Source organism: Brevundimonas lutea, from assembly GCF_003704105.1.
Taxonomy (GTDB): Bacteria; Pseudomonadota; Alphaproteobacteria; order Caulobacterales; family Caulobacteraceae; genus Brevundimonas; species Brevundimonas lutea.
The window spans coordinates 23,432-48,527 of sequence record NZ_QUOQ01000003.1 but is presented as its reverse complement, the minus strand read 5'-3'; the positions used below and the strand labels follow the sequence as shown (position 1 = coordinate 48,527).

The 25,096-nt window shown below is 68.3% G+C and carries 26 protein-coding genes; 15 read left to right on the top strand and 11 right to left on the bottom strand.

Annotated elements, in window-relative coordinates; translation table 11 throughout:
• Nucleotides 1-34: 34 nt before the first annotated feature.
• Nucleotides 35-1,453: a serine hydrolase domain-containing protein gene (locus tag EES48_RS04240; RefSeq protein WP_122465163.1), complete on the top strand. Its 1,419-nt coding sequence runs from the start codon at nucleotides 35-37 to the stop codon at nucleotides 1,451-1,453.
• On the opposite strand, the gene EES48_RS04235 is transcribed toward EES48_RS04240, so the two are convergent.
• Both EES48_RS04235 and EES48_RS04230 read right to left on the bottom strand, forming a co-directional pair.
• Nucleotides 1,454-1,750 carry an SEL1-like repeat protein gene (locus EES48_RS04235; protein ID WP_122465162.1) on the bottom strand — a complete coding sequence of 99 codons (297 nt, stop codon included), beginning with the start codon at nucleotides 1,748-1,750 and terminating at the stop codon, nucleotides 1,454-1,456.
• Nucleotides 1,751-1,881: 131 nt separating this feature from the next.
• Nucleotides 1,882-2,601 carry a glutathione S-transferase family protein gene (locus EES48_RS04230; RefSeq protein WP_122465161.1) on the bottom strand — a complete coding sequence of 240 codons (720 nt, stop codon included), beginning with the start codon at nucleotides 2,599-2,601 and terminating at the stop codon, nucleotides 1,882-1,884.
• Between the two features lie 172 nt (nucleotides 2,602-2,773).
• On the opposite strand from EES48_RS04230, the gene EES48_RS04225 reads away from it, so the two are divergent.
• Nucleotides 2,774-3,403, top strand: coding sequence for an RcnB family protein (locus tag EES48_RS04225; RefSeq protein ID WP_240623216.1), 630 nt, complete (start codon nucleotides 2,774-2,776; stop codon nucleotides 3,401-3,403).
• 175 nt (nucleotides 3,404-3,578) lie between these two features.
• Nucleotides 3,579-4,526, top strand: a complete 948-nt coding sequence (locus EES48_RS14990) for an RcnB family protein (protein WP_240623215.1) — start codon at nucleotides 3,579-3,581, stop codon at nucleotides 4,524-4,526.
• A gap of 84 nt (nucleotides 4,527-4,610) precedes the next feature.
• Here the strand turns inward: EES48_RS14990 and EES48_RS04215 are convergent, their stop codons facing one another.
• Nucleotides 4,611-5,537 carry a hypothetical protein gene (locus EES48_RS04215; protein ID WP_122465160.1) on the bottom strand — a complete coding sequence of 309 codons (927 nt, stop codon included), beginning with the start codon at nucleotides 5,535-5,537 and terminating at the stop codon, nucleotides 4,611-4,613.
• 155 nt (nucleotides 5,538-5,692) lie between these two features.
• Between EES48_RS04215 and trmFO the strand changes: the two genes are divergently transcribed.
• From trmFO to EES48_RS04195, 4 genes are all read left to right on the top strand, one after another.
• Nucleotides 5,693-7,093, top strand: a complete 1,401-nt coding sequence (gene trmFO / locus EES48_RS04210) for a methylenetetrahydrofolate--tRNA-(uracil(54)-C(5))-methyltransferase (FADH(2)-oxidizing) TrmFO (protein ID WP_122465159.1) — start codon at nucleotides 5,693-5,695, stop codon at nucleotides 7,091-7,093.
• Nucleotides 7,093-7,293 carry a hypothetical protein gene (locus EES48_RS04205; RefSeq protein ID WP_122465158.1) on the top strand — a complete coding sequence of 67 codons (201 nt, stop codon included), beginning with the start codon at nucleotides 7,093-7,095 and terminating at the stop codon, nucleotides 7,291-7,293. The genes trmFO and EES48_RS04205 overlap by 1 nt, the downstream gene beginning before the upstream one ends.
• On the top strand, nucleotides 7,293-8,195 hold the full coding sequence (locus EES48_RS04200) for an oxygenase MpaB family protein (protein WP_122465157.1): 903 nt from the start codon (nucleotides 7,293-7,295) through the stop codon (nucleotides 8,193-8,195). The genes EES48_RS04205 and EES48_RS04200 overlap by 1 nt, the downstream gene beginning before the upstream one ends.
• 120 nt (nucleotides 8,196-8,315) lie before the next feature.
• Nucleotides 8,316-8,513, top strand: coding sequence for a helix-turn-helix transcriptional regulator (locus EES48_RS04195; RefSeq protein WP_122465156.1), 198 nt, complete (start codon nucleotides 8,316-8,318; stop codon nucleotides 8,511-8,513).
• A gap of 21 nt (nucleotides 8,514-8,534) precedes the next feature.
• Here the strand turns inward: EES48_RS04195 and eno are convergent, their stop codons facing one another.
• Entirely contained in the window at nucleotides 8,535-9,812 is a 1,278-nt protein-coding gene (eno, locus tag EES48_RS04190; RefSeq protein WP_122465155.1) for a phosphopyruvate hydratase, read from the bottom strand.
• A 276-nt stretch (nucleotides 9,813-10,088) separates the two neighbouring features.
• On the opposite strand from eno, the gene EES48_RS04185 reads away from it, so the two are divergent.
• Both EES48_RS04185 and EES48_RS04180 read left to right on the top strand, forming a co-directional pair.
• Nucleotides 10,089-11,081 carry an alpha/beta hydrolase gene (locus EES48_RS04185; RefSeq protein WP_122465154.1) on the top strand — a complete coding sequence of 331 codons (993 nt, stop codon included), beginning with the start codon at nucleotides 10,089-10,091 and terminating at the stop codon, nucleotides 11,079-11,081.
• A gap of 118 nt (nucleotides 11,082-11,199) precedes the next feature.
• A complete protein-coding gene (locus EES48_RS04180) occupies nucleotides 11,200-11,928 on the top strand; it encodes an energy transducer TonB family protein (RefSeq protein WP_122465153.1) in 729 nt (242 codons plus the stop codon).
• Here the strand turns inward: EES48_RS04180 and EES48_RS04175 are convergent.
• Nucleotides 11,925-12,932: an NAD(P)/FAD-dependent oxidoreductase gene (locus EES48_RS04175; protein ID WP_122465152.1), complete on the bottom strand. Its 1,008-nt coding sequence runs from the start codon at nucleotides 12,930-12,932 to the stop codon at nucleotides 11,925-11,927. The genes EES48_RS04180 and EES48_RS04175 overlap by 4 nt on opposite strands.
• 46 nt (nucleotides 12,933-12,978) lie before the next feature.
• Nucleotides 12,979-14,826, bottom strand: coding sequence for a phosphoenolpyruvate carboxykinase (GTP) (locus EES48_RS04170; protein ID WP_122465151.1), 1,848 nt, complete (start codon nucleotides 14,824-14,826; stop codon nucleotides 12,979-12,981).
• Between the two features lie 207 nt (nucleotides 14,827-15,033).
• On the opposite strand from EES48_RS04170, the gene EES48_RS04165 reads away from it, so the two are divergent.
• The 4 genes from EES48_RS04165 (at nucleotide 15,034) to EES48_RS04150 (ending at nucleotide 18,705) form a co-directional block, all read left to right on the top strand.
• Nucleotides 15,034-15,669, top strand: coding sequence for a DUF938 domain-containing protein (locus EES48_RS04165; RefSeq protein WP_122465150.1), 636 nt, complete (start codon nucleotides 15,034-15,036; stop codon nucleotides 15,667-15,669).
• Between the two features lie 80 nt (nucleotides 15,670-15,749).
• Complete coding sequence (locus EES48_RS04160) at nucleotides 15,750-16,922, top strand: ABC transporter permease (protein WP_122465149.1); 1,173 nt, start codon at nucleotides 15,750-15,752, stop codon at nucleotides 16,920-16,922.
• On the top strand, nucleotides 16,919-17,677 hold the full coding sequence (locus tag EES48_RS04155; protein ID WP_122465148.1) for an ABC transporter ATP-binding protein: 759 nt from the start codon (nucleotides 16,919-16,921) through the stop codon (nucleotides 17,675-17,677). The genes EES48_RS04160 and EES48_RS04155 overlap by 4 nt, the downstream gene beginning before the upstream one ends.
• A 20-nt stretch (nucleotides 17,678-17,697) precedes the next feature.
• A complete protein-coding gene (locus EES48_RS04150; RefSeq protein ID WP_122465147.1) occupies nucleotides 17,698-18,705 on the top strand; it encodes an HlyD family secretion protein in 1,008 nt (335 codons plus the stop codon).
• Between the two features lie 6 nt (nucleotides 18,706-18,711).
• On the opposite strand, the gene EES48_RS04145 is transcribed toward EES48_RS04150, so the two are convergent.
• Both EES48_RS04145 and EES48_RS14760 read right to left on the bottom strand, forming a co-directional pair.
• Nucleotides 18,712-19,512: a crotonase/enoyl-CoA hydratase family protein gene (locus tag EES48_RS04145; protein ID WP_122465146.1), complete on the bottom strand. Its 801-nt coding sequence runs from the start codon at nucleotides 19,510-19,512 to the stop codon at nucleotides 18,712-18,714.
• A gap of 71 nt (nucleotides 19,513-19,583) precedes the next feature.
• Nucleotides 19,584-19,742 carry a hypothetical protein gene (locus EES48_RS14760; RefSeq protein WP_162998010.1) on the bottom strand — a complete coding sequence of 53 codons (159 nt, stop codon included), beginning with the start codon at nucleotides 19,740-19,742 and terminating at the stop codon, nucleotides 19,584-19,586.
• A gap of 129 nt (nucleotides 19,743-19,871) precedes the next feature.
• On the opposite strand from EES48_RS14760, the gene EES48_RS04140 reads away from it, so the two are divergent.
• Both EES48_RS04140 and EES48_RS04135 read left to right on the top strand, forming a co-directional pair.
• Nucleotides 19,872-20,066 carry a DUF1289 domain-containing protein gene (locus EES48_RS04140; RefSeq protein ID WP_122465145.1) on the top strand — a complete coding sequence of 65 codons (195 nt, stop codon included), beginning with the start codon at nucleotides 19,872-19,874 and terminating at the stop codon, nucleotides 20,064-20,066.
• Between the two features lie 114 nt (nucleotides 20,067-20,180).
• Nucleotides 20,181-20,702, top strand: a complete 522-nt coding sequence (locus tag EES48_RS04135; RefSeq protein ID WP_122465144.1) for a retropepsin-like aspartic protease family protein — start codon at nucleotides 20,181-20,183, stop codon at nucleotides 20,700-20,702.
• Here the strand turns inward: EES48_RS04135 and EES48_RS04130 are convergent.
• The 3 genes from EES48_RS04130 to EES48_RS04120 are packed head-to-tail and all read right to left on the bottom strand — an operon-like array spanning nucleotide 20,699 to nucleotide 25,070.
• Nucleotides 20,699-21,523, bottom strand: a complete 825-nt coding sequence (locus tag EES48_RS04130; protein WP_122465143.1) for a sulfite exporter TauE/SafE family protein — start codon at nucleotides 21,521-21,523, stop codon at nucleotides 20,699-20,701. The two genes, EES48_RS04135 and EES48_RS04130, sit on opposite strands and share 4 nt — an antisense overlap.
• Nucleotides 21,520-22,548 (bottom strand): tRNA dihydrouridine(20/20a) synthase DusA, encoded by a 1,029-nt coding sequence (dusA, locus tag EES48_RS04125; protein ID WP_122465678.1) that lies wholly within the window; start codon nucleotides 22,546-22,548, stop codon nucleotides 21,520-21,522. Before dusA ends, EES48_RS04130 begins: the two co-directional genes overlap by 4 nt.
• 50 nt (nucleotides 22,549-22,598) lie before the next feature.
• Nucleotides 22,599-25,070 (bottom strand): S9 family peptidase, encoded by a 2,472-nt coding sequence (locus tag EES48_RS04120; RefSeq protein ID WP_240623214.1) that lies wholly within the window; start codon nucleotides 25,068-25,070, stop codon nucleotides 22,599-22,601.
• Nucleotides 25,071-25,096 lie beyond the last annotated feature (26 nt).

The following is a 25,096-nucleotide window of genomic DNA, read 5'->3' as shown; positions in this document are numbered from 1 at the left end:
TGACGTCGTCCCGCCAGCCTGCCATTCCTTCGCCATGCGCCCATTCGCCCCCCTCGCCGCCGCCATGATGCTCGCCGCGCCCGCAGCGGCGCAGACCGACCAGCAGACGGCGGCCCCGCCCGATCGCCACACCCTGTCTCTAGCCGCTGGCTACAAGGCCGCCTTCCTGTGCAGCGGCCTGTTCAACGCCGGGCTGGATCGGGAGACGGTCGCGGAAGACGACCTCACCCGAATCTATGTCGAGCTACGCCAGCCGGTTCAGGACTTGCCAGCCGTCATCGACCGCGAGGCGCGCACCGTGTCCGTCGCCTTCGCAGAGGACTTCCCGGCGCGGGTTGCCGTGTGGCGGCCCCATCTCGGTTGCGTCCAGGCCCCGCCTGGCGGGAACGCGGATACGCCCCTGCCTCGCGTGACCGTTGAGGGACCGGACCTGGCCGCTACCGACGCCCTGCCCTGGCCAATGGGCGATGCCGGCGCGGCGCCCGCGGCACCACCCTCCCCGGCCCTTTCAGCTCTGGTCGATAGCGCCTTCGACCGCGCCAGCTTCGGCGAAGGGTCCGAGACCACCGCCGTCATCGTGGTCAAGGACGGCCGGATCATCGCCGAACAGTACCGCGACGGTTTCGGCCCCCACGTCTCCCAGCGCACATGGTCTGTGGGCAAGAGCCTGGCGGCCAGCGTCATCGGCGCGGCGGTGATGGATGGGATCATCGACGTTGACGCCCCGGCCCCGGTGCCCGAGTGGCGCCGCGATGGCGATCCGCGAGGAGCCATCACCACAGAAGACCTTCTGCATATGGCCAGCGGGCTGTGGACCGAAGGACCGGGCAACCGCACCGACGATGTCTATTTCGGCGGCACGCTGGTGGCCGAACGTTCGGCGGGCCTGCCGCAGGAGGCGATGCCGGGCGCGCGCTGGCGCTACGCCAACAACGACACCCTGCTGGCCATGCGCGGGCTGCGCGGGGCCATGAACGACGATGACCGCTTCCTCGCCTATCCGTTTGAGCGCGTGTTCTGGAAGATCGGCATGACCCGCACGGTCCCGGAGACCGACTGGGGCGGCGACTTCATCTTCTCCAGCCAGGTCTGGACCACGGCGCGCGATCTGGCGCGCCTGGGCCTGCTGTATCTGAACGACGGACTGTGGAACGGCGAGCGGGTGCTGCCCCAGGGCTGGGCCGACTATGTGGCGACCCCGGCGCCGGCCCAGCCGGCCAATGCGGCCACCGGCGGCGCGGGCTATGGCGCGCAGTTCTGGCTGTTCGGTCCCGACCAGGACCTGCCCCAGGGGACCTACGCCGCCCAGGGCAATCGCGGCCAGTATCTGATGATCGTTCCCAGCCGGGACGTTCTGATCGTCCGGCGCGGCTTCGACTCCGTCGGGCCAGGCGGCGAGGGCTTCGATATCGCCCGCTTCAGCGCAGAAGTGCTCTCGGCGCTGGAAGACTGATCAGGCGGCCAGGCTGACCACGCCAGCGTCGATCCAGCGACGGGCGGCGCGCTGGGCTTCGGAGATGTCCTCGGAGTCCATCTCCTGGCTCAGTTCCTTGCGATAGACGCGGGCTTCGACCGAGCCCTTCATCGCCGCCAGATTGAAGATCATGTGAGCCGAGACACGGTCCATCGGGCAGCCGCCCTGGCCGGTCGAATACATCAGCCCGAGCCGGAACAGGGCGTCGCCGTCCATTTCCGGGGTCGGCAGGGGCATGGCCCCCTCCTGGTCGTGCGCGATTTCCTGCGCGTTCATCGGTTCATCCTCCGCACGAGACCTTTCTGGTCCCGATCCTGGATAACGATGAAACGCCGCCAGCCTTGAAGTTAAAGTTAATGACGACCCGGGCGGAAAAGCCTTTTTTGTAAACGACTTATGACCGTCGGCTAGCGGCCACGCTGCCCGAACAGCATCTTGCGGGCCGCCTCGGCGTCCTTTCCCGACGCTCCGAGGTCACCGCGCAGGTCGTCGCCGAGGGCCCGTCCCCGCTGCACAGCCTCGCGCCCACCGACGCGGTCAAGCCAGGCTTTCAGGTTCGGAAATTCGTCGATCGACTGCCCCTGTGGCCCCGGCAGGATCCACGGCCAAATGGCCATGTCGGCGATGGAGTAGTCACCCGCCACGAACTCCCGCTCGGCCAGGCGTCTATCCAGCACGCCGTATAGGCGATGCGTCTCGTCGGTGTAGCGCCTGACCCCATAGGCGATCTGGCGCTGATCCTTGATCAGAGCCGGCGCGTATTGGCGAAAGTGATGGGTCTGGCCCGCCATCGGCCCCAGGCCGCCGACCTGCCAGAACAGCCACTGATCCACCTCGGCACGGGCGCGGACATCCGTCGGATAGAATTGCCTCGACTTGTTTCCGAGATACTGGAGGATCGCCCCACTCTCGAAGATCGATAGCGGCTCTCCGCCCGGCCCGTCGGGATCGACGATGGCCGGCATGCGGTTGTTGGGGCTGATCGCCAGAAACTCGGGCCGGAACTGTTCGCCGGCGCCGATGTTCACCGGCTTCAACTCATACGGCAGGCCCATCTCCTCGAGGGCGATCGACACCTTCCAGCCGTTGGGCGTGGGCCAGTACCAGAGCTCTATCGGGGCGGGCATGGGCGTCTCCTGTAACAGATGATGATGCCGATCTGGGGTGGGCGCCCGCCACACGCAACGTCGCCGACTGAACCGGCCGTTCAGGACGGGTTCATGCGGCGGCCGCGATCCTGCCGTCATGTTTAACGGGCCGGGCGGCCGTCTCCGTCGCGCGGCCCGCATCGAGGAGACGATGATGAAGACCTTCTGGAAGGCGACCGCCCTGGCCTTTGCCCTGACCGTGGCCGCCGCGCCGGCCATCGCCGAGGCCCAGCCCCGTCAGGATCGCCGCGAATGGCGCCAGGACCGCCGCGAGGATCGACGCGAGTTCCGCCAGGACCGCCGTGGTCCCGAGCGTAACTTTCGACAGGACCGCCGTCAGGATCGACGCGAGTATCAGCGCGATCGCCGCCAGGACCAGCGTTGGGACCGTCGAAATGATCGACGCGACAACCGCTGGGACCGCAGGGATGACCGGCGCGAATGGCGGCAGGATCGTCGGGTGGATTACCGCTGGGATCGTTCGAACCGGAACTGGTATGTCGGTCGGCCCGAGTTTCGGGACTATCGCGGCCATCGCGCCGGCTACTGGTACGCTCCCAGCTACGGCTATCACCGCGTTCAGCCGCGCTATGCCAACTACAGCTGGAGGCGCGGCTCGGTACTGCCCTACGAGTACCGCCGCTACTATGTGAACGACCCCTACTTCTACAACCTGCGCCCCGCCCCACGGGGCTATCGCTGGGTTCACGCCAATAATGACATCCTGCTGGTGGCCTTGGCCACCGGGGTCATCGCCGACACCCTGCTCAACGTCTACTGAAGACGCCGCAAAGGCGCTCACGCCGCACCGAGGACCCCGTCCAGTCGCCTGGACGGGGTCTTTGCTTGCGCGCCTTGTCGGCCGCCCGACAATCAGCGTTCAGTCCGGGTTCATGGACAGATTGCGATTGTGCATGTGAGCCGCCCATTCAGGGCGTGCGGGGATCAAGAGGACCATGAAGCGTTCGCTCATGATGGCCGCCTCGGTCATCGCCTTCATTCTTCCGGCGCTCAGCCCGACGGTGGTCGCGGCTCAGGAGCGCGGCCGCGAGGCCCGCGCCGAGCGCCCCAGCCGGGCCGAGCGCCCGCAACGCCCGGCGCGCGCCGAACGCCCCCAGCGTCAGGCCCGCCAGGAGCGCCCGACCCGAGAGCGGCCCGAACCTGCCGTTCGACAGGAGCGCCCTGAGCGGCCAGATCGTCCCAGCCGTCCGGTCGAGGCGGAACGCCCGGTGTCGCGCCCCGACCCCCGACCTGAGCGCCCGGACCGCCCTGAAAGGCCGGATCGCCCCGGCCGTCCCGTCGAGGCGGACACGCCGGTGTCGCGCCCCGAGCCGCGTCCCGATCGGCCCCAGCGGCCCAATCGTCCCGAGCGACCCGACAGGCCCGACCGCCCCGACAGGCCCGACCGCCCGGATCGCCCGGGCGCCGGGTCGGGCTGGAGCGGCGGCGACCGCGACGGCCGCTGGAACAGCAACCGCGATCGCTGGCAGCCGCCGCGCAATTTCGACGGCCGTCGCGAGGATCGCCGCCGCGAATATCGCCGTCAGCTGGAACGAGACTGGAACCGCGATCGCTGGCTGAATGACTGGCGTTATCGTCACGGCTACGACTGGTGGCGCGGCAACGACTGGTTCGGCGGCTACTCCGGATCCCGCTGGGGCTGGTACTACGCGCCGGGCTACGGCTACTGGCAGGTGCCGCGCGCCTATTACAACCGCACCTGGCGCGTCGGCGACTTCCTGCCGGATGCTTTCTGGCGCTATCGCCTGAACGATCACCGCTTCTACGGCCTGCCCTGGCCGCCGGAGGGCGCGCGCTGGGTCTATGTCGACAACAGCCTGTACCTGATCGACGAGTACGACGGCTACATCATCGACGTCATCCGAGACGCATGGCGCTGGTGACCTGGAACTGAGAGCCCAATCAAGACGAAGCCCCGCCGGTCAATCCGGCGGGGCTTCTGATTCACAGGCCGTGAAGCGAGGCGTTCAGGCGAACACTTCGGCCGTCTCCGGCGTCGAGGGCCCGCGGATGTCTCGATAAGCCGCCATCGCCGGGCTGAGAAAGATTGCGTACGTCAGCGCGCTGATGCCCGAGCTGAGCACAATGTAGGCAATCATCGCCGGCGTCAGGTAGGTGGAAAGGCTCGACATGTCGGGAGCCATCATCTGGCTCACATCCCCGCCGAACGCGAGCATCAGCGCCATGCCCATGAACCAGCCGAGCAGCGCGACAAGCACACCAAGAACAACAGCCAGCAGGTAGCAGCCGAACAGGCGCCAGAAGTAACCCTTCGTCGCTCCCCACGATTGAAAGATGCGGATCCGCCGGTCGAGAAACGTCATCGGTCCGGCGAAGGAGAACTTCACGTAAAAGGCGATGCTGGCCACGAACATGCCCAGATAGATCAGAGCCATCATAATGAATATGCCGGCGATGTTGGGATCGCCTCCACTACCTGTCGCCGCCGCGAGAACGCCGCCGATGATCGCCACGACCAGTGTGACAGCGAAAATGACCACGAACCCGAGGATGCCGACAATCAGCGCGACTAGGATTTGTCGGACCTCGTCGGCCCCCAGGCGCAGGAATCCCAATCGATCCGCCGCGTCGGTCAGGGTCGCGCGATAAACGGCAGTCGTCAGTACCCCGATGAAAACCAACGTGACCGGGATCAGCACGGCGTAGAGGCCGATCAGGGGGGCGAACAGATCCATCATCTCTTCGGGACTTCCGCTCGGGTCGCCACCCATCTGCATCAGCGAGGTCAACGACGACCCAGCGATAAGGATCATCGAGACGATGGTGACGATATTGAACGCCAGCGTCGCCAAAGCCCAGGCGATGACCGCACGCGGATGTCTGCGCGCCAGTCGGAATCCTTCCAATGCAGCGTCGGTCGCGGAAAACGCCATGACCCGATCCCCTTTCAGGTTTGAACAGCCGCTTCGACCCTAGACGACCCGCCCGCCCCCGTCAGCGGCCTTCGCGAGGGAAGCGGATTAAGCTTTGGTCATGGGGCGGCACGCGTCGGCTGGCCCGCCGTCGGCGCGGGCGCTAGAAGCCCGCCATGACCTCCCCCTCCCCCATCCATGTCATCGGCGGCGGCCTGGCCGGTTCCGAGGCCGCCTGGCAGATCGCCGAGGCCGGCGTGCCCGTCATCTTGCACGAGATGCGCGGCGTGCCCGGCGTGAAGACCGACGCCCACCACACCGACGGCCTGGCCGAGCTGGTCTGCTCCAACTCCTTCCGCTCGGATGACTGGGAGCACAACGCCGTCGGGCTGCTGCACGCCGAGATGCGGGCGCTGGGGTCGATCATCATGGCCTGCGGGGACGCGCATCAGGTGCCGGCCGGCGGCGCGCTGGCCGTGGACCGCGAGGGCTTCTCCCAGGCCGTCACCGCGAAACTGGAGGCGCACCCGCTCGTCACTCTCGTGCGCGAGGAGATCGCCGGTCTGCCGCCGGGAGAGTGGGACAAGGTCATCGTCGCCACCGGCCCCCTCACCTCCCCCGCCCTGGCCGAGGCGATTCTGGAGACGACGGGCGAGGAGAGCCTCAGCTTCTTCGACGCCATCGCCCCCATCGTCCACGCCGACTCGATCGACTTCGACATCGCCTGGCGACAGTCGCGCTATGACAAGGCCGGGCCGGGCGGCGACGCCGCCGCCTACGTCAACTGTCCGATGGACAAGGCCCAGTACGACGCCTTCATCGAAGCCCTGCTCGACGGCCCCAAGGCCGAGTTCAAGGACTGGGAACACGTGCCCTATTTCGACGGCTGCCTGCCGATTGAGGTCATGGCTGAGCGTGGCCGTGAGACCCTGCGTCATGGCCCCATGAAGCCGGTCGGCCTGACCAATCCGCGCGACCCGACCGTCAAGCCTCACGCCATCGTTCAACTGCGCCAGGACAATGCGCTGGGGACCCTGTTCAACATGGTTGGTTTCCAGACCAAGCTGAAGCACGGGGCGCAGGCCGAGACCTTCCGCATGATCCCGGGCCTGCAGAACGCCCAGTTCGCGCGTCTGGGCGGCCTGCACCGCAACACCTTCCTGAACTCGCCCAAGCTGCTGGACCGGCAGTTGCGCCTCAAGGCCATGCCGCGCCTGCGCTTCGCCGGCCAGGTGACGGGGGTCGAGGGTTACGTCGAATCGGCCGCGATGGGTCTGCTGACGGGTCGATTGGCGGCGGCCGAGAGGCTGGCGGAGGCTGGAAGGGGCCAACCGATCGAGCCGCCGCCGCCCGCGACGGCGATGGGCGCCCTCGTCGGGCATATCACCGGCGGGCACCTGGAGGGCTCCAAGTTCCAGCCGATGAACATCAACTACGGCCTGTTGCCGCCGCTGGAGGCGCCGCGCGTCGACGAGAACGGGGCCCGCATCCCGCCCAAGGACCGCGGCCGGGCCAAGAAGCGGCTGATGAGCGTGCGCGCGCTGGAGGCGCTCAAGACGTGGCGGGATGCGGCCTGATGGCGGACGAAGCCGAACTGGAGCGGCTAACGGCTCGGCGCGTGACACTGATCTACCGCCTCGACCTCATCGCGAGGGGCGCCCAGATCACCTATGACGACGGCACGCCCGTCGACATGGCGTCTGAAAAGGCGCGGCTGGAGACCGAGGTAGCCCGGCTAGATCGCCGTATCGACGCCCTGACCCAGACCCTCCACTGATGATCCCGTCCCGCGAGCGGTCTCCCACCGAGTTCGTGCGCGCGGCCATGCGCCGCCGTGTCACCGCCGTGTTCAACGACGCCACCAAGGGCGAGCGGCCGGTGATGCGGCGGGCGGACGCGCTGTTCCCCCCAGACTCGGTGGCCTGGCGGGTCCACGGCGACGTGGTCTGCATGCTGACCGGCGGTATCGCCAGCCTGATGCTGCAGATGCTGCATCCCAAGGTGCTGGCCGGCGTGTGGGATCATTCCGACTTTCGCGCCGACATGCACGGACGGCTGAAGCGGACCGCGAAGTTCATCAGCGTCACCACCTTCGATTCGGCGCCTCGCGCCGAAGCCCTGCTGGAACGTATCAACGCCATCCACGGCCAGGTCAGGGGCGTGCTGCCGAACGGCGAGCCCTATGACGCCTTGGACCCGCGCCTCCTGGCCTGGGTCCATGTCACCGAGGCGATGTGTTTCCTCGAGGGCTGGCGCCGCTACGGCGAGCCGGACATGAGCCGGGCCGACCAGGATCGCTATTTCGACGAGATGGCGCGGATCGCCGGCCCCCTCGGCGCCGATCCGATCCCGCGATCCCGCGGCGAGGCGGAGGCCTTCATTCAAATCATGCGCCCCGAACTGGTCAGCGACGAGCGGACGCAGGAGGTGCGCGACCTGGTCCTGCGCCAGAACCTCGGCGCCTGGCACACGGCCCCGGCGGCGCGCGTGATCATGGCGGCCGGCGTCGACCTGCTGCCCGCGTGGGCGCGACAGCTTCATCGGCTGCCTCGAAGCCCTGTCGACGCCTTCGCGGCCGCCCAGGCCAAAGCGATGGCCAGAACGGTCCGGTGGGCCTACGCCACCTCGGCCAACGTGCGCGTCTGGCCGCAGGATGTCCGCGAATTTCCTTGGCGATGAAGCCCGACGGGTCGGATCATCCTGACGGGGTTCGGCCCGCCGCGAGCGTCAGTTTCGCCTGACACACTATGCGGCTAGAAGAGCCGTACCGGGTCCAATCAGGCCGCGTCCGAGGTTTCGATGGAAAACCACCTCAAAGCGCTCCGCACCCGGCGAGGCTGGACTCAGGCCCGTCTCGGCCAGGCGCTGGGCGTCTCCCGCCAGGCGGTCAACGCACTCGAAACCGAACGCCACGATCCGTCCCTGGAGCTCGCCTACCGCATCGCGGCGGAGTTCGACCGCCCGCTGGAGGAGATCTTTCCCAACCCTCACAGGTGAGCGTCAGGCCGGGCCTGGATCTCAGCCCAACAACATGCGGTCGCCGAAATAGTCGGCCTGGTCGCCCAGCAGTTCCTCGATGCGGAGCAGCTGGTTGTATTTGGCGGTGCGGTCCGAACGGGCCAGCGAGCCGGTCTTGATCTGTCCGCAGTTGGTGGCGACGGCCAGGTCGGCGATGGTCGAATCCTCGGTCTCGCCGGAGCGGTGGCTCATCACCGAGGTGTAGCCCGCCCGGTGGGCCAGATCGACGGCATCCAGAGTCTCGGACAGGGTGCCGATCTGGTTGACCTTGATCAGGATGGAGTTGGCCAGGCCCTCTCCGATGCCGGCGGCCAGACGCGCCGGGTTGGTTACGAACAGGTCGTCGCCGACCAGCTGGATCTTGTCGCCCAGACGCTCGGTCAGGGCCTTCCAGCCCTCGAAGTCGTCCTCGCCCATGCCGTCCTCGATCGAGACGATCGGGAAGCGTTCGCACAGGTCGGCCAGGTAGGCGGCCATGCCCTCGGCATCCAGCGTCTTGCCCTCTCCGGTCATGGCGTATTTGCCGTCCTTGAAGAACTCGGTCGAGGCGACGTCCAGCGCGAGGTGGAAGTCCTCGCCGGCCAGATAGCCGGCCGCCTGACCCGCCTTGGTGATGAAGGCCAGGGCCTCGTCGGCCGACTTCAGGTTGGGGGCGAAGCCGCCCTCGTCGCCGACATTGGTGTTGTGTCCGGCGTCCTTCAGTTGCTTCTTCAAGGCGTGGAAGATCTCGGCGCCCATGCGTAGGGCTTCCGAGAAATTCTCCGCCCCGGTCGGCAGGATCATGAATTCCTGGATGTCGATCGGATTGTCGGCGTGGGCCCCGCCGTTGATGATGTTCATCATCGGCGTCGGCAGCATGCGGGCCGAGACCCCGCCGACATAGCGATACAGCGGCAGGCCGGCCGAGATGGCGCTGGCCTTGGCGGCGGCCAGGCTGACACCCAGGATGGCGTTGGCGCCCAGCCGCGACTTGTTCTCGGTCCCGTCCAGCTCGATCAGGGCGCCGTCGAGGCGGCGCTGGTCCTCGGCGTCGAAACCCGACAGGGCGTCGAAGATTTCGCCGTTGACGGCGTCCACCGCCTTCTCGACCCCCTTGCCGCCCCAGCGCTCCTTGTCGCCGTCACGCAGTTCGACCGCTTCGTGCGCGCCTGTCGAGGCGCCCGAGGGCACGGCGGCGCGACCGAAGCTGCCGTCCTCCAGCGTCACGTCCACCTCGACCGTCGGATTGCCGCGGCTGTCCAGGATCTGGCGGGCAGTGATATCGACGATGTCGGTCATGACGAGAGGTCCGGTCGTGAAGGATGAGCGCGCGGTTTAGCGGGCGGCGGGCGGTATTCCAACGGCCTTCATGACCTGAGCGGGGCGGGTTCTTCACAACGAACACGACGATCTCACAAGGGGCACGACGAGAGCGGCGCTCTCTTCAACGTTTGCGGTCACCGCCGAAAGGTCAGGCAAGGCGCTGACGCGCCGCAGTCCCGTTGTGTTCGTTGTGGACCCGTCGTGCCCTCTGTGATGAACCTCTCACCCAGAAGATATTCGGAGAAGGCTTTCATGATGACTCGACGGGACATGGCGATGGCGGCCGGGGCGGCCTCGGTCATCGGACTGGCGGGACGCGTGGCGGCGCAGGGGGCGGCCCCCATCGCCCTCGCCTCAGGCGATCCCTGGCCGCCGCGCGAAACGATCCCGCTGTGGCCGAATGGGCTGCCGGGCGGGGACAGCAACCGCCCGGCCTTTAATCCGTCGATCAACGGCGCTCCGGACGATCGGCAGCTTTGGCTGCGAGGCGTGTCCGACCCGGCCATCCACATCTACCGCCCCGAAACGCCCAATGGCGTGGGCGTGCTGTCGATCCCGGGCGGCGGCTACGACTTCGTTTCCTTCGAGAACGAAGGCGCCAACATCGCTCACGCTCTGACGCCTCACGGCTACACCGTGTTCGTGCTCAGCTACCGCCTGCCCGGCGAGGGCTGGGCGGACGGTCCGGACGTGGTGCTTCAGGACGCCCAGCGCGCCATGCGGCTGATCCGAAGCGGAGCCGACGGCTTCGGCGTGCGGCCCGACCGGCTGGCGGCGCTTGGATTCTCGGCCGGGGGGCATCTGGCCGGCATGCTGGCGGTGGCGCACGAGAGGTCGGTCTATGAGCCGATGGACGCCGCTGACACCGTCCCGGCCCGGCCGGACGCGCTGGGCCTGGCCTATCCGTTGGTCGGGTTCGATCGGAAGTTCACGAGTTCGGGATCGTCGGGCAAGCTGCTGGGCGCAGACCCGACGCCGGAGCAGCTGGCCGCCTGGTCGCCGGTTGGACTGATCGACGAGGCCGTGCCGCCCAGTTTTCTGGTCCACTCCCTCGACGACGGGCTGGTGGGATCCCAGAACCCGATCGCCTGGGCCGAAGCGGTGCGGGACGCCGGTCAGAAGGTGGAGCTGCATCTGTTTGATTCCGGCGGTCATGGCTATGGCCCCGCCACTCGGCCGGGACACCCGGCGGCGTCCTGGCCCGACCTGTTCGACGCCTGGCTGACGCGCCGCTTCGAGGTTTGAACCGTCCAGCAATCGTGGCGGGTTCTGGGCAAGCCATGCCACAATATTGACGTTGGGTAAGCCGCACCCTGCCGTTGTGGGAGGCTGATCCCCGGCCTCCGAGGCGGAGGCGTGATCGATGATGATGATGGCGACGGGCGGCCCTGGACTGGTCAGCCCTCTGGAGTTCGGCCAGACCCGCAAGCCCATGCCGAAATGGCTGTTCGGCGCGGTGGCGGCGTCGGTGCTTATTCACGGCGCGGCGGGCGTCTGGCTGTACAATCAAAGGTTCGAGATGCCGGTGATCGAGACGCCGCCGGAATCCAAGCCGATCGACACTATCCTCTGGCAACGACCCAAGGCTGCGTCCCCGCCCGTGGCGCAAAAGACGGCGCCCCAAACGCCGGTGCACGATCCGATCATTACCACCCAGCCGCGCGTGACCATTCCGCTGACGCCGCCGGACGTGATTCCCACCGAAATCGCCGTCGGGTCGCTGGTCAGCACGACGCCAAGCTCCGCACCCAGCGAAGCTGGCACGACCAACGCCGTCGAGGCGCCCACCGCGCCCGCGGTGATCACACGTCCGGAGTGGATCCAGAAGCCGACAGGCGCCCAGTTGCTGGACGTCTACCCCAATCGGGCTCTCGACAAGGGCGTGGCCGGGTCGGCGACCCTGCGCTGCACAGTCACCGCGGCGGGTCGCCTGTCGGGGTGTTCGGTCGCGTCCGAAACGCCCGGCGGCTACGGATTCGGCCGCGCGGCAATGAGCCTGACCCGCTACTTCGCCGTCAGTCCGCGTCTGGTGGATGGCCGGCCGGTGGCGGGCGCCGAGGTGGATATCCCGATCCGCTTCAACGCCGGCTAGGGTCGTAGAAACCGGTCGGGATCGAGGGCGGGCTCAGGCCCGGGTCGGCCCTCGATCCCCGCCAGCACCGCCCGCGCGACGAGAGGAGCCAGCATCCAGCCGTTGCGGCGGGGCGCCAGAGCCAGATGCAGACGGTCGCCTACCGGTCCGGCCATCGGCAATCCGTCGGGGCTAGCGCCCCTCACGCCGACACGCGCGACCCCCTCGCTAATCGGAGCGCCGACCAGGGCTTCGCCCAGCTGCCTGTGCCGCCAGATGGTCTCGACATCCTCGGAAAGGTCTCGACGACCGGTCTCCATCGTGGCTCCGATAAGCAGGCGACCGGGGCGCCCCGGGGCGGCATAGCCTTCGGCGGCGCGTTGGACGCGCGACGCCTGTCCTTCGGCCTCAAGCAGCTGGCCCCTGATCGGCTGGATGCCGTCGATCAGGCCAGCGACTGACTCCGGCAGACCAGTTAGCGAAGGCGCGATTCCTGTGGCCAGCAGCAGATGGCGGCCGGTGAGTTGGCGGCCGTCGCCGAGGTGAACCGACCAGCCCTCCCCACTCCGCTCAGTCGCCACGGCCTGCTGCTCGATCAGTTCCAGGCCGTTGCTCTTGCGCAGGACGGCCAGCGCCGCCACGGGCTCGACCCGCGCTTCATCGAGCACGCGCACGACCTCCCCCGCGGTCCGGCCGTCGAACCCCAGCGCCTTCAGCCGCGCCAGACGCTTTTCAGGATCCGGGCCCAGCCAGTCCGAATCCTCCCGATGCAGCGCGAGACCGAATCGTTCGGCGAAATCAGGCCACAGAGCCGCGGCGCGGCGCAAAAAGGCTGCTCGTTCCGGATCGCAGCCCTCCAGCACGCCTTCCAGCGCCGGGGCGATCATTCCGGCGGCCACGGACGAGGCGTTGGCTCCGCCGGGATCGACTACGGCGACTGCGCGACCGGACGCGCCAAGCTCGGCCGCTGCGGCGAGTCCGAGGACGCCGGCGCCCAGAACGATCACATCAGGGGAAGAGGGCATGGCCGGCACGGGCGCTGGATCGCGCCCGGCGAACGGCTTGGCAAGCCTATTCGGCCGCCATGCGCGCGCTTTCGGCCTCGTCGAGGCGCCGTCCTAGCGCCGCGTGCTGCTCCCACAGCGCCTTGGGCAGACGGTCGCCGAACCGATCGTAGAAGGCCGGGATCAGTGCCGCTTCCTCGCGCCAGACGTCGATATCGACGCCCAGCAGGGTGTCCATCGCACCGTCGGACAGGGTCAGGCCGGAGGTGTTGATCTGGCCTGGCTTGGGGGTCAGGCCGATCGGCGTCTCAACCGCCCCGACCTCGTCCTCCAGCCGCCGGACGATCCAGTCCAGCACGCGGACATTGTCGCCGAAGCCGGGCCAGACAAATCGTCCCTGATCGTCTTTTCGGAACCAGTTGACGAAGAAGACCTTGGGCAGATGCGCCGGGTCGCGCCCCTCGCCCATAGACAGCCAATGGCCGAAATAATCGCCCATGTTGTAGCCGCAGAAGGGCAACATGGCGAAAGGATCGCGGCGCAGCTCGCCGATGGCGTTCTCCGCCGCCGCCGTGCCTTCCGAGGCCACGGTCGAGCCCATGAAAACGCCGTGCGCCCAGTCATAGGCCTGGGTCACCAGCGGCACGGCGGAGGCGCGGCGGCCGCCGAACAGGATGGCCGAGATCGGCACGCCGCGCGGGTCTTCCCACTCCGGCGCGATGGTCGGGCACTGGCCGGCCGGGGCGGCGAAGCGGGCGTTCGGGTGGGCCGCCGGCTCACCACACGCGGGATCAAACGGGCGACCCTTCCAGTCTGTCAGGCCTTCGGGCGCGATCCTGGTCAGTCCCTCCCACCACACGTCGCCGTCGGCGGTGCGGGCGGTGTTGGTGAAGATGGTGTTGGAGCCCAGGGTGGCGATGGCGTTGGCGTTGGTCTCCGCGCTCGTCCCCGGCGCCACGCCGAAGAAGCCGGCCTCGGGGTTGACTGCATACAGCCGCCCGTCATCGTCGAACCGCATCCAGGCGATGTCGTCGCCCACCGTCTCGGCCTTCCAGCCCGGCAGCGTCGGCTGGAGCATGGCAAGATTGGTCTTGCCGCAGGCCGAGGGGAAGGCGGCGGCGACATAGTGCACGCGCTGCTTCGGGTCGGTCAGCTTCAGGATCAGCATGTGCTCGGCCAGCCAGCCCTCGTCGCGGGCCATCACCGAGGCGATACGCAGGGCGTAGCATTTCTTGCCCAACAGGGCGTTGCCGCCATAGCCGGAGCCGTAAGACCAGATCTCGCGGCTCTCGGGGAAATGGACGATCCACTTGTCGGGATTGCAGGGCCAGGCGACGTCGGCCTGACCCTCGGCCAGGGGCGCGCCCAAGGTGTGGATGCAGGGCACGAACACGCCGTCCTCTCCCAGGGCCTCGAGCGCCTGCGCCCCCATGCGGGTCATCACCCCCATCGAAAGGGCGACATAGCCGCTGTCGGTCAGCTCGACGCCCAAGGCGCTGATGGGCGAGCCGATCGGGCCCATGGAAAAGGGCACGACATACATCGTCCGCCCGGCCATGCAGCCGTCGAACAGTCCGTCCAGCCGCGCGCGCATCTCGGCCGGATCGGCCCAGTTGTTGGTCGGGCCGGCGTCGGCCTTCTCCTCGGAGCAGATGAAGGTGCGGCTCTCGACCCGGGCGACATCGCCGGGATCGGAGGCGGCGTAGAAGCTGCCGGGCTTCTTTTCGGGATCCAGCGGTATCAGGGTGCCGCGCTCGACCAGATCGGCGGCGATGGCCTCCCGTTCGGCCTCGGAGCCGTCGCACCAGTGGATGCGCGCCGGTTTGGTCAGGGCGGCGATCTCCGCGACCCAGGTCCGGAGACCCGCATGCGTCGTCGGGGCCGGGCTTAATCCCGGAATGGTTTGCTCGCTCATGCCCGTCTCCTGATGCTCCCGGTCCGGCGCTCTTGCTGGCGCCGTGACCGCGCGATCGCATCGATCACGCTCTGTTACAGGCGGGAGGAAGCACCGGCGATGCACCGCCGTCAACCACGGCACGTTTCGTGCGCGACACTGGCCCACAGTTCAGTATCGGGGCGAATTCCGGTCGCGCGCGATGACGATAGAGCCTAAGTCGGGCGCATGACCGACTTGCCCGATCTCCCGCCCGGCGCCCTCACCTCACCGTCCGTGGGACGCAACGCCGAGCCGATTCTCAAGGTGCTCGCCCCGCTGGTGCGTCCGGGCGCCGAGGTTCTCGAGCTGGCCTCCGGCTCCGGAGAACACGCCGCCATCTTTTCGCGCGTCCTCAAGGACGTGAAATGGCGACCCACCGACCCGGACCCGGAGGCTCGACGCAGCATCGAGGCGTGGCGGGCGGCTCACGGCGGAGACAATCTGCTGCCCGCGCTCGATGTCGACGCCGCCGCACCGACCTCATGGCCCCGTCCGCCGATGGAAGGCCCCTACGATCTGGTTGTGGCCATCAACCTGATCCACATCAGCCCCTGGGCGGCGACCCAGGGTCTGATGATGGGATCGGCCGTGGTGCTGAAGCCCGGCGGCGCGCTATTCCTCTATGGACCGTACCGCGAAGCCGACGTCCCGCTCGCGCTCTCCAATGCGACCTTCGACGAGGGCTTGAAGGCGCGCGATCCGTCCTGGGGCCTGCGCGACCTCGACGAGGTTAAGGCGATCGCCGCCGACAATGGTCTGACCTTCGAAGCCCGCCACGAGATGCCGGCCAACAATCTGAGCCTGGTGTTCCGCAAGGTCTGACGACCGTTACCCCGATTTAACTCGACCGGGCGTCCCCTCTTCCCGCAGACAGGGAGCGATATCGGGGGTTCGCGTTCGCCATGTCCTTGGCTCTGGCCACACTTCTGTATGAATGGCGTCGCTACATGGCGGCGGTGATGGCGCTCGCGCTGTCCGGCCTGCTGGTGCTTGCCATGACCGGCGTGTTCATCGGCATCGGCAAGGGCTTCACCGCCCAGATCGAGCGTTCCAGCGCCGACATCATCATCATGCAGCCCGGCGCCAAGACCCTGTTCGGCGGCCCCTCGGGCGTGCCGCGCCGCTTCATTCCTCAGGTCTACAACCATCCCGCCGTGGACGAGGTTCAGCCCTTCGACATGGCCGGCGGCACCTTCCAGTCGGTGCGCGACGTCGATCCGACGATGAGCCAGGCCGAGCGCGCAAAGATGGGCGCGCCCAAGCAGAACTTTGTCATGACCCAGATCATCGACACCAATGAGGGTGCGGTGACGATCCCGACCGACTATTCCGAGGAGTTGGTCGACGCCCTGCGCCAGCCCTACACGGTGGCGATCGACGAAACGACCCTGCCCAAGCTGGGCGTCAAGCTGGGCGACAAGGCGCTCTACAACGGCCAGACCGTAACCGTGGCGGCGGTGCTCAGCGGCTATCCCAGCATGATGCAGCCGGCCATCGTCATGTCGCGCGATACCCTACGGCGCGTGGGCCAGGCGGACACCGGACCCCGCGTCGGCCCGCTGATGGTCAAGCTGGCCGACGGATCCCAGCCGGAGATCGTCAGCGCCCAGATCAACGCCATGGGTAAGGGTCAGTGGAAGGCCTGGACGCGTGACGAACTGGCCCAGGCCAACGCCAACGCCATGTTCGAGGAAGGCATCCTGGTCATCATCATCGGCGGCTGTGTGGTGCTGGGCGTCATCATCGGGGTGGCCATCACCTGGCAAACCCTGCGCGGCGCCATCATGGCCAACATCAAGGAATTCGCCTCCCTGCGCGCCTTGGGCGTCAGCATGGGAAGTCTCCGCCGCATCGTGCTGGAGCTCAGCTTCTGGGTCGGCTGCGTCGGCGTGGTGGCGGCCATCACCCTGACGTGGCTAATCGGCCTTTTGGCCTCGGCCAACGCCGTGATCATCGCCCTGCCCCCGATCCTTCTGATCATCGTCGGCGGCGGCCTGATCGCCATCGCCATGCTCTCCGGCCTCCTGTCGCTCGGCATCCTGCGCAAGAGCCAACCCGCGGACCTGCTGCGATGAACGCCCACACCAAGGTTCACGGAGCCCACGGCGACTTCGCCGTCGAGGCCAAGGGGCTGGTCAAGCGCTTCAAGAGCGGCCGTGGCTTCGTCGAGGTGCTGAAGGGCGTGGACTTCGACGCCCGCCACGGCGATCTGACCATGGTCATGGGCCCGTCCGGCTCGGGCAAATCGACCCTGATCGCGGCCCTGTCCGGCCTGCTGCGGCCGGAAAAGGGACAGGTGGACGCCCTGGACGTCGACAATCTCTGGAAGCTGTCGCCCGGCCGCATCGACAAGTTCCGCCTGGACCACTGCGGCTTCATCTTCCAGGGCTTCAACCTGTTCCCGGCCCTGACGGCTCTGCAGCAGGTCGAGACAGTGTTGAAGTATCAGGGCCTGTCCAAGGATCGGGCCAGGAAGCGCGCCACCCTCGCTCTGGAAGAGGTCGGCCTGGGGCCACGCCTTCACCAGAAACCGTCGTCGCTGTCGGGTGGCGAAAAGCAACGTGTCGCCATCGCCCGCGCCCTCGCCAAGGACCCGAAAATCCTGTTCGCTGACGAACCGACCTCGGCGCTGGACGGCGAGAACGGCCAGGTGGTCATCCGCCTGCTGCGCCGCGCGGCCTCCGATCACGGCGCCGCCGTCATCTGCGTCACCCACGACCCGCGCCTCGAGGCCTGGGCCGACCGGGTCATCCACATCGAGGATGGCGTGATCGTCAGCGATGAACGCCGCGTCCCCGACCCCAACGCCGTCCTGGCGTCCCACCACTGATCTTGTGACCGGATAAGCCCATGCCCGCCTTCCTGAAAAACAAGTGGCTCTGGATCGGCCTGATCCTGCTGGTGCTGATCGTCGGCGGCTTCCTGTTCATGCAGCGCTCGGCCCAGGCGCGCCTCGCCGCCGTCGAGAAGGCCGCGGAGACGGAGGTCGAAAGCCCTTACGCCGCCATCGCCAATGGGCGCGTCGATGTCGAGGGCGGCCTGATCCAGGTCGCGGCGAGGCGCGGCGGCGTGGTGCGCGACGTACTGGTTCAGGAGGGTGACATGGTGGTGGCCGGCCAGATTCTGGCCCGCCAGGAAGACGACGAGCCGCGCCTGGCCCTGTCCCGCGCCCAGGCCGAGGTGGCCCAGGCCGAGAGCCAGATCGCCATGACCGACGTCGAGATCAACACCGCCCAGCGCGAGTTCGAGCGTCTGCAGGGGCTGGTCGACAGCAATTTCATCGCCGCCCAGCGTATCGATCAGGCCCGCGACGCCATCGCCACCGCCCAGGCCCGTCGCCAGTCGCAGCAGGCCGCCGTGGCGACCGCCCGCGCCCGGCTGCGTGAGGCCGCCTATAATCTGGAGCTGACTGTGATCCGCGCGCCGACGGCGGGCCGGATCGTGCGCCGCTATGCCAACCCGGGCGCCGGCGCCTCGACCCTGAACGTCTCGACCATGTTTGATCTGGAGCCGGATACCGAGCGGATCGTCCGCGCCGAAATCGTCGAGGCCGACATCCCCAGCATCTCCGCCGGCCAGGCCGTGGAGATCCAGCCCGAGGGCGATCCATCCAAGAACTACGTCGGCGCCGTCATGCGTCGCGCGGCGGTGTTCGGGGCCCGCAAACTGGCCTCCGACGATCCGTCCCAGCGGTCGGACGAGCGTGTGGTCGAGGTGGTGGTCTCGGCCGGCGACGCGCCGCTGCTGATCGGTCAGCGGGTGCTGGTCAAGTTCATGAAGCCCGGCGAAGCCGCCGGCGCGCCTCGCGAAGCCTCGGTCGGCGTTCCGCCCGAACGGGCCATGAAGAAGGTCGGCTAAACCGGGTCAACGACCCTCGAACCGCCCCGGCCGCTTCTCGATCACCGCACTGACACCTTCCCGGTGGTCGTCGGTCAGGTGGGCCAGCGCCTGCGTCGCCGCTGACAGCTCCAGCATCTGGTCCAGGCTCATGTCCCGACCCTGACGCAGCAGTGACTTGGCTATGCGCAGGGCCTGGGGCGGCTGGGCGGCCACGACCTCCGCCTCGGCCAGCGCCTCGGCCATCAGCCTCTCGTGAGGCACGACCCGGTTGACCAGCCCCCAGCGCTCTGCCGTCTCTGCGTCGATGCTGCGGCCGGTGAACAACATCTCCGCCGCCCGGGCATGGCCGATGTTGCGCGGCAGCAGCCACGAACCCCCGTCGCCCGGGATCAGCCCCAGCTTGAGAAATGGAACGCCGAAGCTGGCCCGGTCCGAGGCGATCCGGATGTCGGCCAGCCCGGCGATATCGCAGCCCAGCCCCATCGCCGGCCCGTTGATCGCCGCGATCAGCGGCAACTCCAGTCCGTATAGGCTGCGCACGATCCGGTGCACGACGCGGCGATAGCGCTCGCGGATTTCCGCGCCAGATCCTGCGAACAGGTCGCGGCGGTCACGCATGGCCTTCAGGTCGCCCCCGGCCGAGAACGCCCTGCCCTCCCCCGTCAGCACGACGCAGCGGATGTCGCCATCGCCGTTGGCGGCGTCGCAGGCCGCCGCGAATGCGTCGCCATCGGTGAGGTCCGGTAGGGCGTTCAGCCGGTCGGGCCGGGCCAGGGTCCAGATCAGGACGCCGCCACGGCGTTCGGTGCGGATCAGATCGGACATTCCCGGCTCCAGACGTGCAAAACCCCGGCCTTGGTGAAGACCGGGGCGTCGGACCGCAAGGGCCGTTGGGATCAGAAGGCGGCTCTGGGCGCCTTCAGGCTGTTGGTCAGCCGCTCCAGCGGGCGACGCCGCAGCCTGTTGACCGGCATGTTCCGCACGTTCAGCGCCGTTCCGCCCATCAGGGCGAAGCCCATCAGCGCGTCCTGCAGTCTGTGGATTCGATCGTTCATGAGGTCTCCTTTCGAAAGAACGATGAAGGGAGACGCGAGCCCTTTCGGGCCGATCACTGGGGGCGTGGACCGCCCTCTTCGTCGTTTCGCATCGCGTCGGAGATGGTTTCCAGCTAGGCCGTTTTCAAGATGTCGCCTCCGAAAGCCATCGCCACCCCGTGCATCAAGGTCTGTGTCGTCGACGGCGCCTCGGGTCTCTGCCTGGGCTGCTTGCGCACCCTGCCGGAGATCGCGGAATGGGCTCTCTTCACTGACGAGAGACGCGAGCAGGTCATGGCCGACCTGCCGTCTCGCCGTGACCGCCTGCCTCCCGAAATGCGGTGACCGGAGCCTCGCCCGCGTTAACCTTCGCCTAGGCACGTCTTTTCACCGGACTCATACGGCCGTCGGTTCATAAGGGCTCTCATCAGCCGCAGAAGCGGCGCGTGCGTGAGTGCGATGGTGCGGATCGACCTGTCATCCCTGGGCCTTGTAGCGGTGGCCACGTCCGTCGCCCTGCTGACCGTCCACGGCTTCGAGGCCATGGCGTCCGATCGCGAGGCTGTTCCGGCCCCGGTCGTCGCCGTCGCCGCGCCTGCCAAACCAGCCACCGGCGGCGTGGCGCGCGTTGATCGCGCGGACGACGGTCACTATTGGGCCGAGGCCGAAATGGACGGCCGGCGGGTGCGGCTTCTGGTCGATACCGGCGCCAGCACGGTCGCCCTGACCCGCGACGACGCGTTGCGCCTGGGTCATCGCCTGATCGCGTCAGACTTCGACCAGGTGGTCCATACCGCCGGCGGCGAAACTCGCGCCGCTCGCGTTCGGCTGCGAACCGTTTCGGTCGATGGCGTCGAGGTGGCGGGCGTCGAGGCCCTGGTTGTCGAGCGCGGTCTCAAGACGTCCCTACTGGGCATGAGCTATCTGGGTCGCCTGTCGAAGATCGAGGCCACGCCCGATCGCCTGACCCTGACGGCCTAGAGCGCCTTCACCACCACCGAGATCGCCGTCAGCGCCAGGAAGACCGCGAAGGCGCGGCGCAAGGTGCGGCGATCCAGCCGGTGGGCCAGCCGCGCGCCGTAGGGGGCTACGCCCACGGTCACTACGCCCATGATCAGGGCTCCGGGCAGATTGACAAACCCCAGGGACAACGGCGGCCGTCCGTCGGCGCTCCAACCGAAGGCGATGAACCCCAGCGCCGCCGGCAGGCCGATGGCCAGACCGAAGCCCGAGGCGGTCGCCACCGCCTGGTGGATGGGGCGACCGCACAGGGTCATCAGCATGCCGCCCAGGCTGCCGCCGCCCACCCCCATCATCGCCGACAACAGGCCGATCAGCGTCCCCAGCAGGCCGCGCAGCGGGCCGTCAGGCAAGTCGCGCCTCAGCGTTATCCGCTCAGGAAGCAGGCCCATCTGGGCCGCCACCAGCATCAGACAGGCCGCATAGACGATGCCCAGCGCGGCCATCGAGGCGAATCCGGCGATGATCGCCCCGATCAGCCCGCCCAGAGCCACCCACGGCGTCCACTGGCGCAGCACCGTCTCATCGACCGCGCCATGCCCCCTGTGCGCGGCCAGCGATCGGACCGACACCGCCACGATGACCGCCAGCGACGTCCCCACCGCCACATGCAGATTGTGCTCGCCGCCCACGCCCAGCACCGAAAAGGCGTAGAACAGCGCCGGCACCATCACCGTGCCGCCCCCGACGCCGAACAACCCGGCCACCAGCCCCGCCAGCACCCCCGCCGCCAACAGGGCCGCCACCAGCCCGGCCAGTTCGGCCAGCGGCAGACTGGTCACGCGGCCTGATCCGCGCGGCTGTCGCGCCGCGCCTCGGCCTCGCGCACCGCGTCCATGGCGCGATCGACCACCTCCAAGGCCGCTCCCGGGGCGATCGCCTCCACGGTCAGGATGCGGCGGAACGTTCGCGCGCCCGGACGACCGTGCATCACGCCCAGCATGTGCCGGGTCATAGACGCCAGGCCGATACCCTCTTCCAGCCGCGCGGTCAGATAGGGCTTGTAGGCCTCGATCGCGCTGAACGGATCGATGTCCGACCCCGCCTCGCCGAACAGCCGCCGATCGACCTGACCCAGGAGAGCCGGCTCATGATAGGCGACGCGCCCCAGCATGACACCATCCAATTGGACGCCATCGGCGTCATCCAAATGGGTTTCGGCCTCGTCCAGCGAGGCGATTCCGCCGTTGATGACCACGGTCAGCTCAGGCCGTTCGCGCTTCAACCGCCGCACCAGGGCGTAGTCCAGCGGCGGGATGTCCCGGTTCTCCTTGGGCGACAGGCCCTTCAGCCAGGCCTTGCGGGCGTGTACGATGAAGGTGGTGATGCCGACGGCCGCGGAGGCGTCGACCGTGGCGAACAGGCTCTCGCTCGGCTCCTGATCGTCTACGCCGATCCGGCATTTGACCGTGGCGGGCACGGCGACCGCCTCGCGGATCGCCGCCATACACTCGGCGACCAGTTGGGGCTCGCGCATCAGGCAGGCGCCGAACCGTCCCGACTGCACCCGGTCGGACGGGCAGCCGACGTTCAGATTGATCTCGTCGTAGCCCATGTCGGCGCCGATCCGCGCCGCCTCGGCCAGCTGCGCCGGCTCGGACCCTCCCAATTGCAGCGCCACGGGATGCTCGCACGGATCGAAGCCCAGCAGCCGCTCGCGGTCGCCGTGGATCACCGCCGGCGCCGTGACCATCTCCGTATAGAGCAGCGCCCGCCGCGTCAGGACGCGGTGGAACGCCCGGCAATGCCGGTCCGTCCAGTCCATCATCGGGGCGACGGACAGCCTGTGGGCGGGAACGGCCGTCACGCGGAACGCCTCCTCGAAGAAACGGCGCACCGCCTAGCGCGAAACCCGGCCTAGGGCGAGCCTTGGGCCGAGACATCGCCCTTCACGTGCTGGTCCAGCCAGCGGGTCATTTCCCAAAGCGTATGGCCGACCGACTCGCGGGCGCGATAGCCGTGGGCCTCCAGCGGCAGGACGACATAGCGGACCGTCGCCCCGTGTCCCTTCAGGGCCGCGTAGAAGCGCTCGGACTGCACCGGGAAGGTGCCGGAATTGTCGTCGTCCTGGCCGTGGATCAGCAGGATCGGCTCATTGACCTGATCGGCGAAGGTGAAGGGCGACATCTCCGTGTAGGTGTCGCCGGCCTCCCAATAGGTGCGCTGCTCGGCCTGAAAGCCGAACGGCGTCAGGGTGCGGTTATAGGCGCCCGAGCGCGCGATCCCGGCCTTGAACAGGTCGGTGTGGGCCAGCAGGTTGGCAGTCATGAAGGCGCCGTAGCTGTGGCCGCCCACGGCGATCCGGTTCGGATCGGCGACGCCGCGATCGACCACCGCCTTAACCGCCGCCTCGGCGCTCATGCGCAGCTGTTCGATATAGGTGTCGTTGGGCTCGGCCCCGTCGCGGCCGACGATCGGCATGGTCGGGTTGTCGAGCACTGCATAGCCCTGGGTCAGCAGGAACAGATGGCTGGAGCCACCGGGCCGCACGAAGCGGTTGTCGGTATCCACCACCTGACCGGCCACGGCGGCGTCGGTGAATTCGGCCGGATAGGCCCACATCACCAGCGGCAGCGGCCCGTCACGCTGGGCGTCATAGCCCTCGGGCAGATAGAGGGTGCCCGACAGCTGCACCCCGTCCGCGCGCTCATAGGCGATCAGCTCACGGGACACATTGGCCAGCTGCGGCGCCGGGTCGGGGAAGTTGGTCAGGGCCGTCAGGCTGTTCGAGGCCACGTCGCGGATCTGTAGGTTGGGCGGATCCAGCCGCGTCTCCCGCCGCGTCACCAGCCGCCGGCCCTCGGGGTCCAGCAGGCCGACGATGGTTTCATATTCACCAGAGACCGAGGCCCACAGCCGCTCGATCTCGCCGCTCTGGATGTTCTGCTTGGCCAGGAAGGGGAAGGAGCCCTGGCGCGTCGCGCCCGCGCCTTCCAGCAGGATGGCGTCGCCGCCGTCGACGAATTGCATGACGTACCGGCCCTGGTCATTGGGTTCGACCAGGGGCGATCCGGGATCGTTGTACCGATCCTGATAGTTGCGCTCGACCAGCACACGTCCCTGCCCCGGCTGGGACGGATCGACGAGGTAGCGCGCCTCGCTGCGGTCGTTGAACCAGCGGCTGTTGACGATGGCCACATCATCGCGGCCCCAGTCCACGCCGGAATAGCGCTTGTCGAGATCGATCAGGGTTGTCGGCTCGCCCGAGAAGGGCGCGGCCAGCATGAAGACACGGTCGCGCACGGCGGCCTCGGCGCGGCTGTCGCCGCCGTCCTGGGCCTCGGTCCAGACCAGGGTCGCGTCCGCGTCGGCGCGCCAGTTGATCGAGCGCGGGCCGGTGGCCACCGAGTCAAACGGCGGCGGAATGTTGTCGCGCAACGGCAGGTCGGCGACCTGATGCACCACCTGGCCATTCAGATCGGTGACCGTCACCTCGGACGGGAACAGGGCGGCGGGCACCACATAGCTGTACGGCCGCTTGGCCCGGGTCTGCAGCAGGAAGCGGCCGTCCGGCGACGGCGACACGCCCAGGATCACGCCCGGTTCGCCGATCGGCCGCGCGGCGCCGTTCAGCGGTAAGAGGGTTAGCTGGCTGGTGAAATAGTGGTCGAACAGGGCCTCGTCCCCGGCGTTCGACAGCAGGTCCTGATAGGTCCGGACCGGCGCGGCGCGTCCGGCCGTCTCCTCGACGATCGGACCGGTCGGCGGCCGACTGACGTCGGGCGCCGCGCCCCGGCCTTCCGGCGTCATGCGGGCGACCAGGCCGGAGCCGTCAGGCAGCCAGGAAAAGCCCGAGCCCGAAGCGGCGTTGACCCGCGCATCCGTCAGCCGCCGCGCCTCGCCCGAGGCGGCGTCGGCGACCCACAGCTCCAGCCCGTCCGCCTGCCCCATCAGGAAGGCGACATGATCCCCCGTCGGCGACCAGGACGGCGCCGTCAACCGCGCGCCCCCCGGCAGGGCGACGCGACGCGGCTCGCCGCCCGCGACCGGCTGGAAGCTGATGCCGGTCAGCCAGCTGACCCGACTGTTGGCCGGCCCGTTGTTTCGCGGATTGATGCGATAGCCGGCCAGCTTGAGCATCGGCTCGGCCAGCTCCGAGATCGGCGGCAGGTTCGACCGATCGAACAGCGCCAGCCTCTCGCGTTCAGGGCTCAGGCTCGGCGTTGGGGTGGGGTCGGTGTCCAGAATGGCGTCGATCGGCGCGGGTGCATCCTGATAGGCCGGCCCCGCCTGCGCGGCCGCGTCCTGCGCCAGCACCGGCCCGGTCATCGCCAGTCCCGCCGCCAGGATCAGCGCCGTTGTCGCCACGCCCATCGATCGTCCGTGCATCCTCGTCCCCGTCTCTCATCGCCCGG

Bases quoted from the DNA above. Each gene is read 5' to 3' on its own strand.
- EES48_RS04240 (WP_122465163.1), top strand. From the start codon at position 35: ATGCGCCCATTCGCCCCCCTCGCCGCCGCCATGATGCTCGCCGCGCCC.
- EES48_RS04235 (WP_122465162.1), bottom strand. From the start codon at position 1,750: ATGAACGCGCAGGAAATCGCGCACGACCAGGAGGGGGCCATGCCCCTG.
- EES48_RS04230 (WP_122465161.1), bottom strand. From the start codon at position 2,601: ATGCCCGCCCCGATAGAGCTCTGGTACTGGCCCACGCCCAACGGCTGG.
- EES48_RS04225 (WP_240623216.1), top strand. From the start codon at position 2,774: ATGATGAAGACCTTCTGGAAGGCGACCGCCCTGGCCTTTGCCCTGACC.
- EES48_RS14990 (WP_240623215.1), top strand. From the start codon at position 3,579: ATGAAGCGTTCGCTCATGATGGCCGCCTCGGTCATCGCCTTCATTCTT.
- EES48_RS04215 (WP_122465160.1), bottom strand. From the start codon at position 5,537: ATGGCGTTTTCCGCGACCGACGCTGCATTGGAAGGATTCCGACTGGCG.
- trmFO (WP_122465159.1), top strand. From the start codon at position 5,693: ATGACCTCCCCCTCCCCCATCCATGTCATCGGCGGCGGCCTGGCCGGT.
- EES48_RS04205 (WP_122465158.1), top strand. From the start codon at position 7,093: ATGGCGGACGAAGCCGAACTGGAGCGGCTAACGGCTCGGCGCGTGACA.
- EES48_RS04200 (WP_122465157.1), top strand. From the start codon at position 7,293: ATGATCCCGTCCCGCGAGCGGTCTCCCACCGAGTTCGTGCGCGCGGCC.
- EES48_RS04195 (WP_122465156.1), top strand. From the start codon at position 8,316: ATGGAAAACCACCTCAAAGCGCTCCGCACCCGGCGAGGCTGGACTCAG.
- eno (WP_122465155.1), bottom strand. From the start codon at position 9,812: ATGACCGACATCGTCGATATCACTGCCCGCCAGATCCTGGACAGCCGC.
- EES48_RS04185 (WP_122465154.1), top strand. From the start codon at position 10,089: ATGATGACTCGACGGGACATGGCGATGGCGGCCGGGGCGGCCTCGGTC.
- EES48_RS04180 (WP_122465153.1), top strand. From the start codon at position 11,200: ATGATGATGATGGCGACGGGCGGCCCTGGACTGGTCAGCCCTCTGGAG.
- EES48_RS04175 (WP_122465152.1), bottom strand. From the start codon at position 12,932: ATGCCCTCTTCCCCTGATGTGATCGTTCTGGGCGCCGGCGTCCTCGGA.
- EES48_RS04170 (WP_122465151.1), bottom strand. From the start codon at position 14,826: ATGAGCGAGCAAACCATTCCGGGATTAAGCCCGGCCCCGACGACGCAT.
- EES48_RS04165 (WP_122465150.1), top strand. From the start codon at position 15,034: ATGACCGACTTGCCCGATCTCCCGCCCGGCGCCCTCACCTCACCGTCC.
- EES48_RS04160 (WP_122465149.1), top strand. From the start codon at position 15,750: ATGTCCTTGGCTCTGGCCACACTTCTGTATGAATGGCGTCGCTACATG.
- EES48_RS04155 (WP_122465148.1), top strand. From the start codon at position 16,919: ATGAACGCCCACACCAAGGTTCACGGAGCCCACGGCGACTTCGCCGTC.
- EES48_RS04150 (WP_122465147.1), top strand. From the start codon at position 17,698: ATGCCCGCCTTCCTGAAAAACAAGTGGCTCTGGATCGGCCTGATCCTG.
- EES48_RS04145 (WP_122465146.1), bottom strand. From the start codon at position 19,512: ATGTCCGATCTGATCCGCACCGAACGCCGTGGCGGCGTCCTGATCTGG.
- EES48_RS14760 (WP_162998010.1), bottom strand. From the start codon at position 19,742: ATGAACGATCGAATCCACAGACTGCAGGACGCGCTGATGGGCTTCGCC.
- EES48_RS04140 (WP_122465145.1), top strand. From the start codon at position 19,872: ATGTCGCCTCCGAAAGCCATCGCCACCCCGTGCATCAAGGTCTGTGTC.
- EES48_RS04135 (WP_122465144.1), top strand. From the start codon at position 20,181: ATGGTGCGGATCGACCTGTCATCCCTGGGCCTTGTAGCGGTGGCCACG.
- EES48_RS04120 (WP_240623214.1), bottom strand. From the start codon at position 25,070: ATGCACGGACGATCGATGGGCGTGGCGACAACGGCGCTGATCCTGGCG.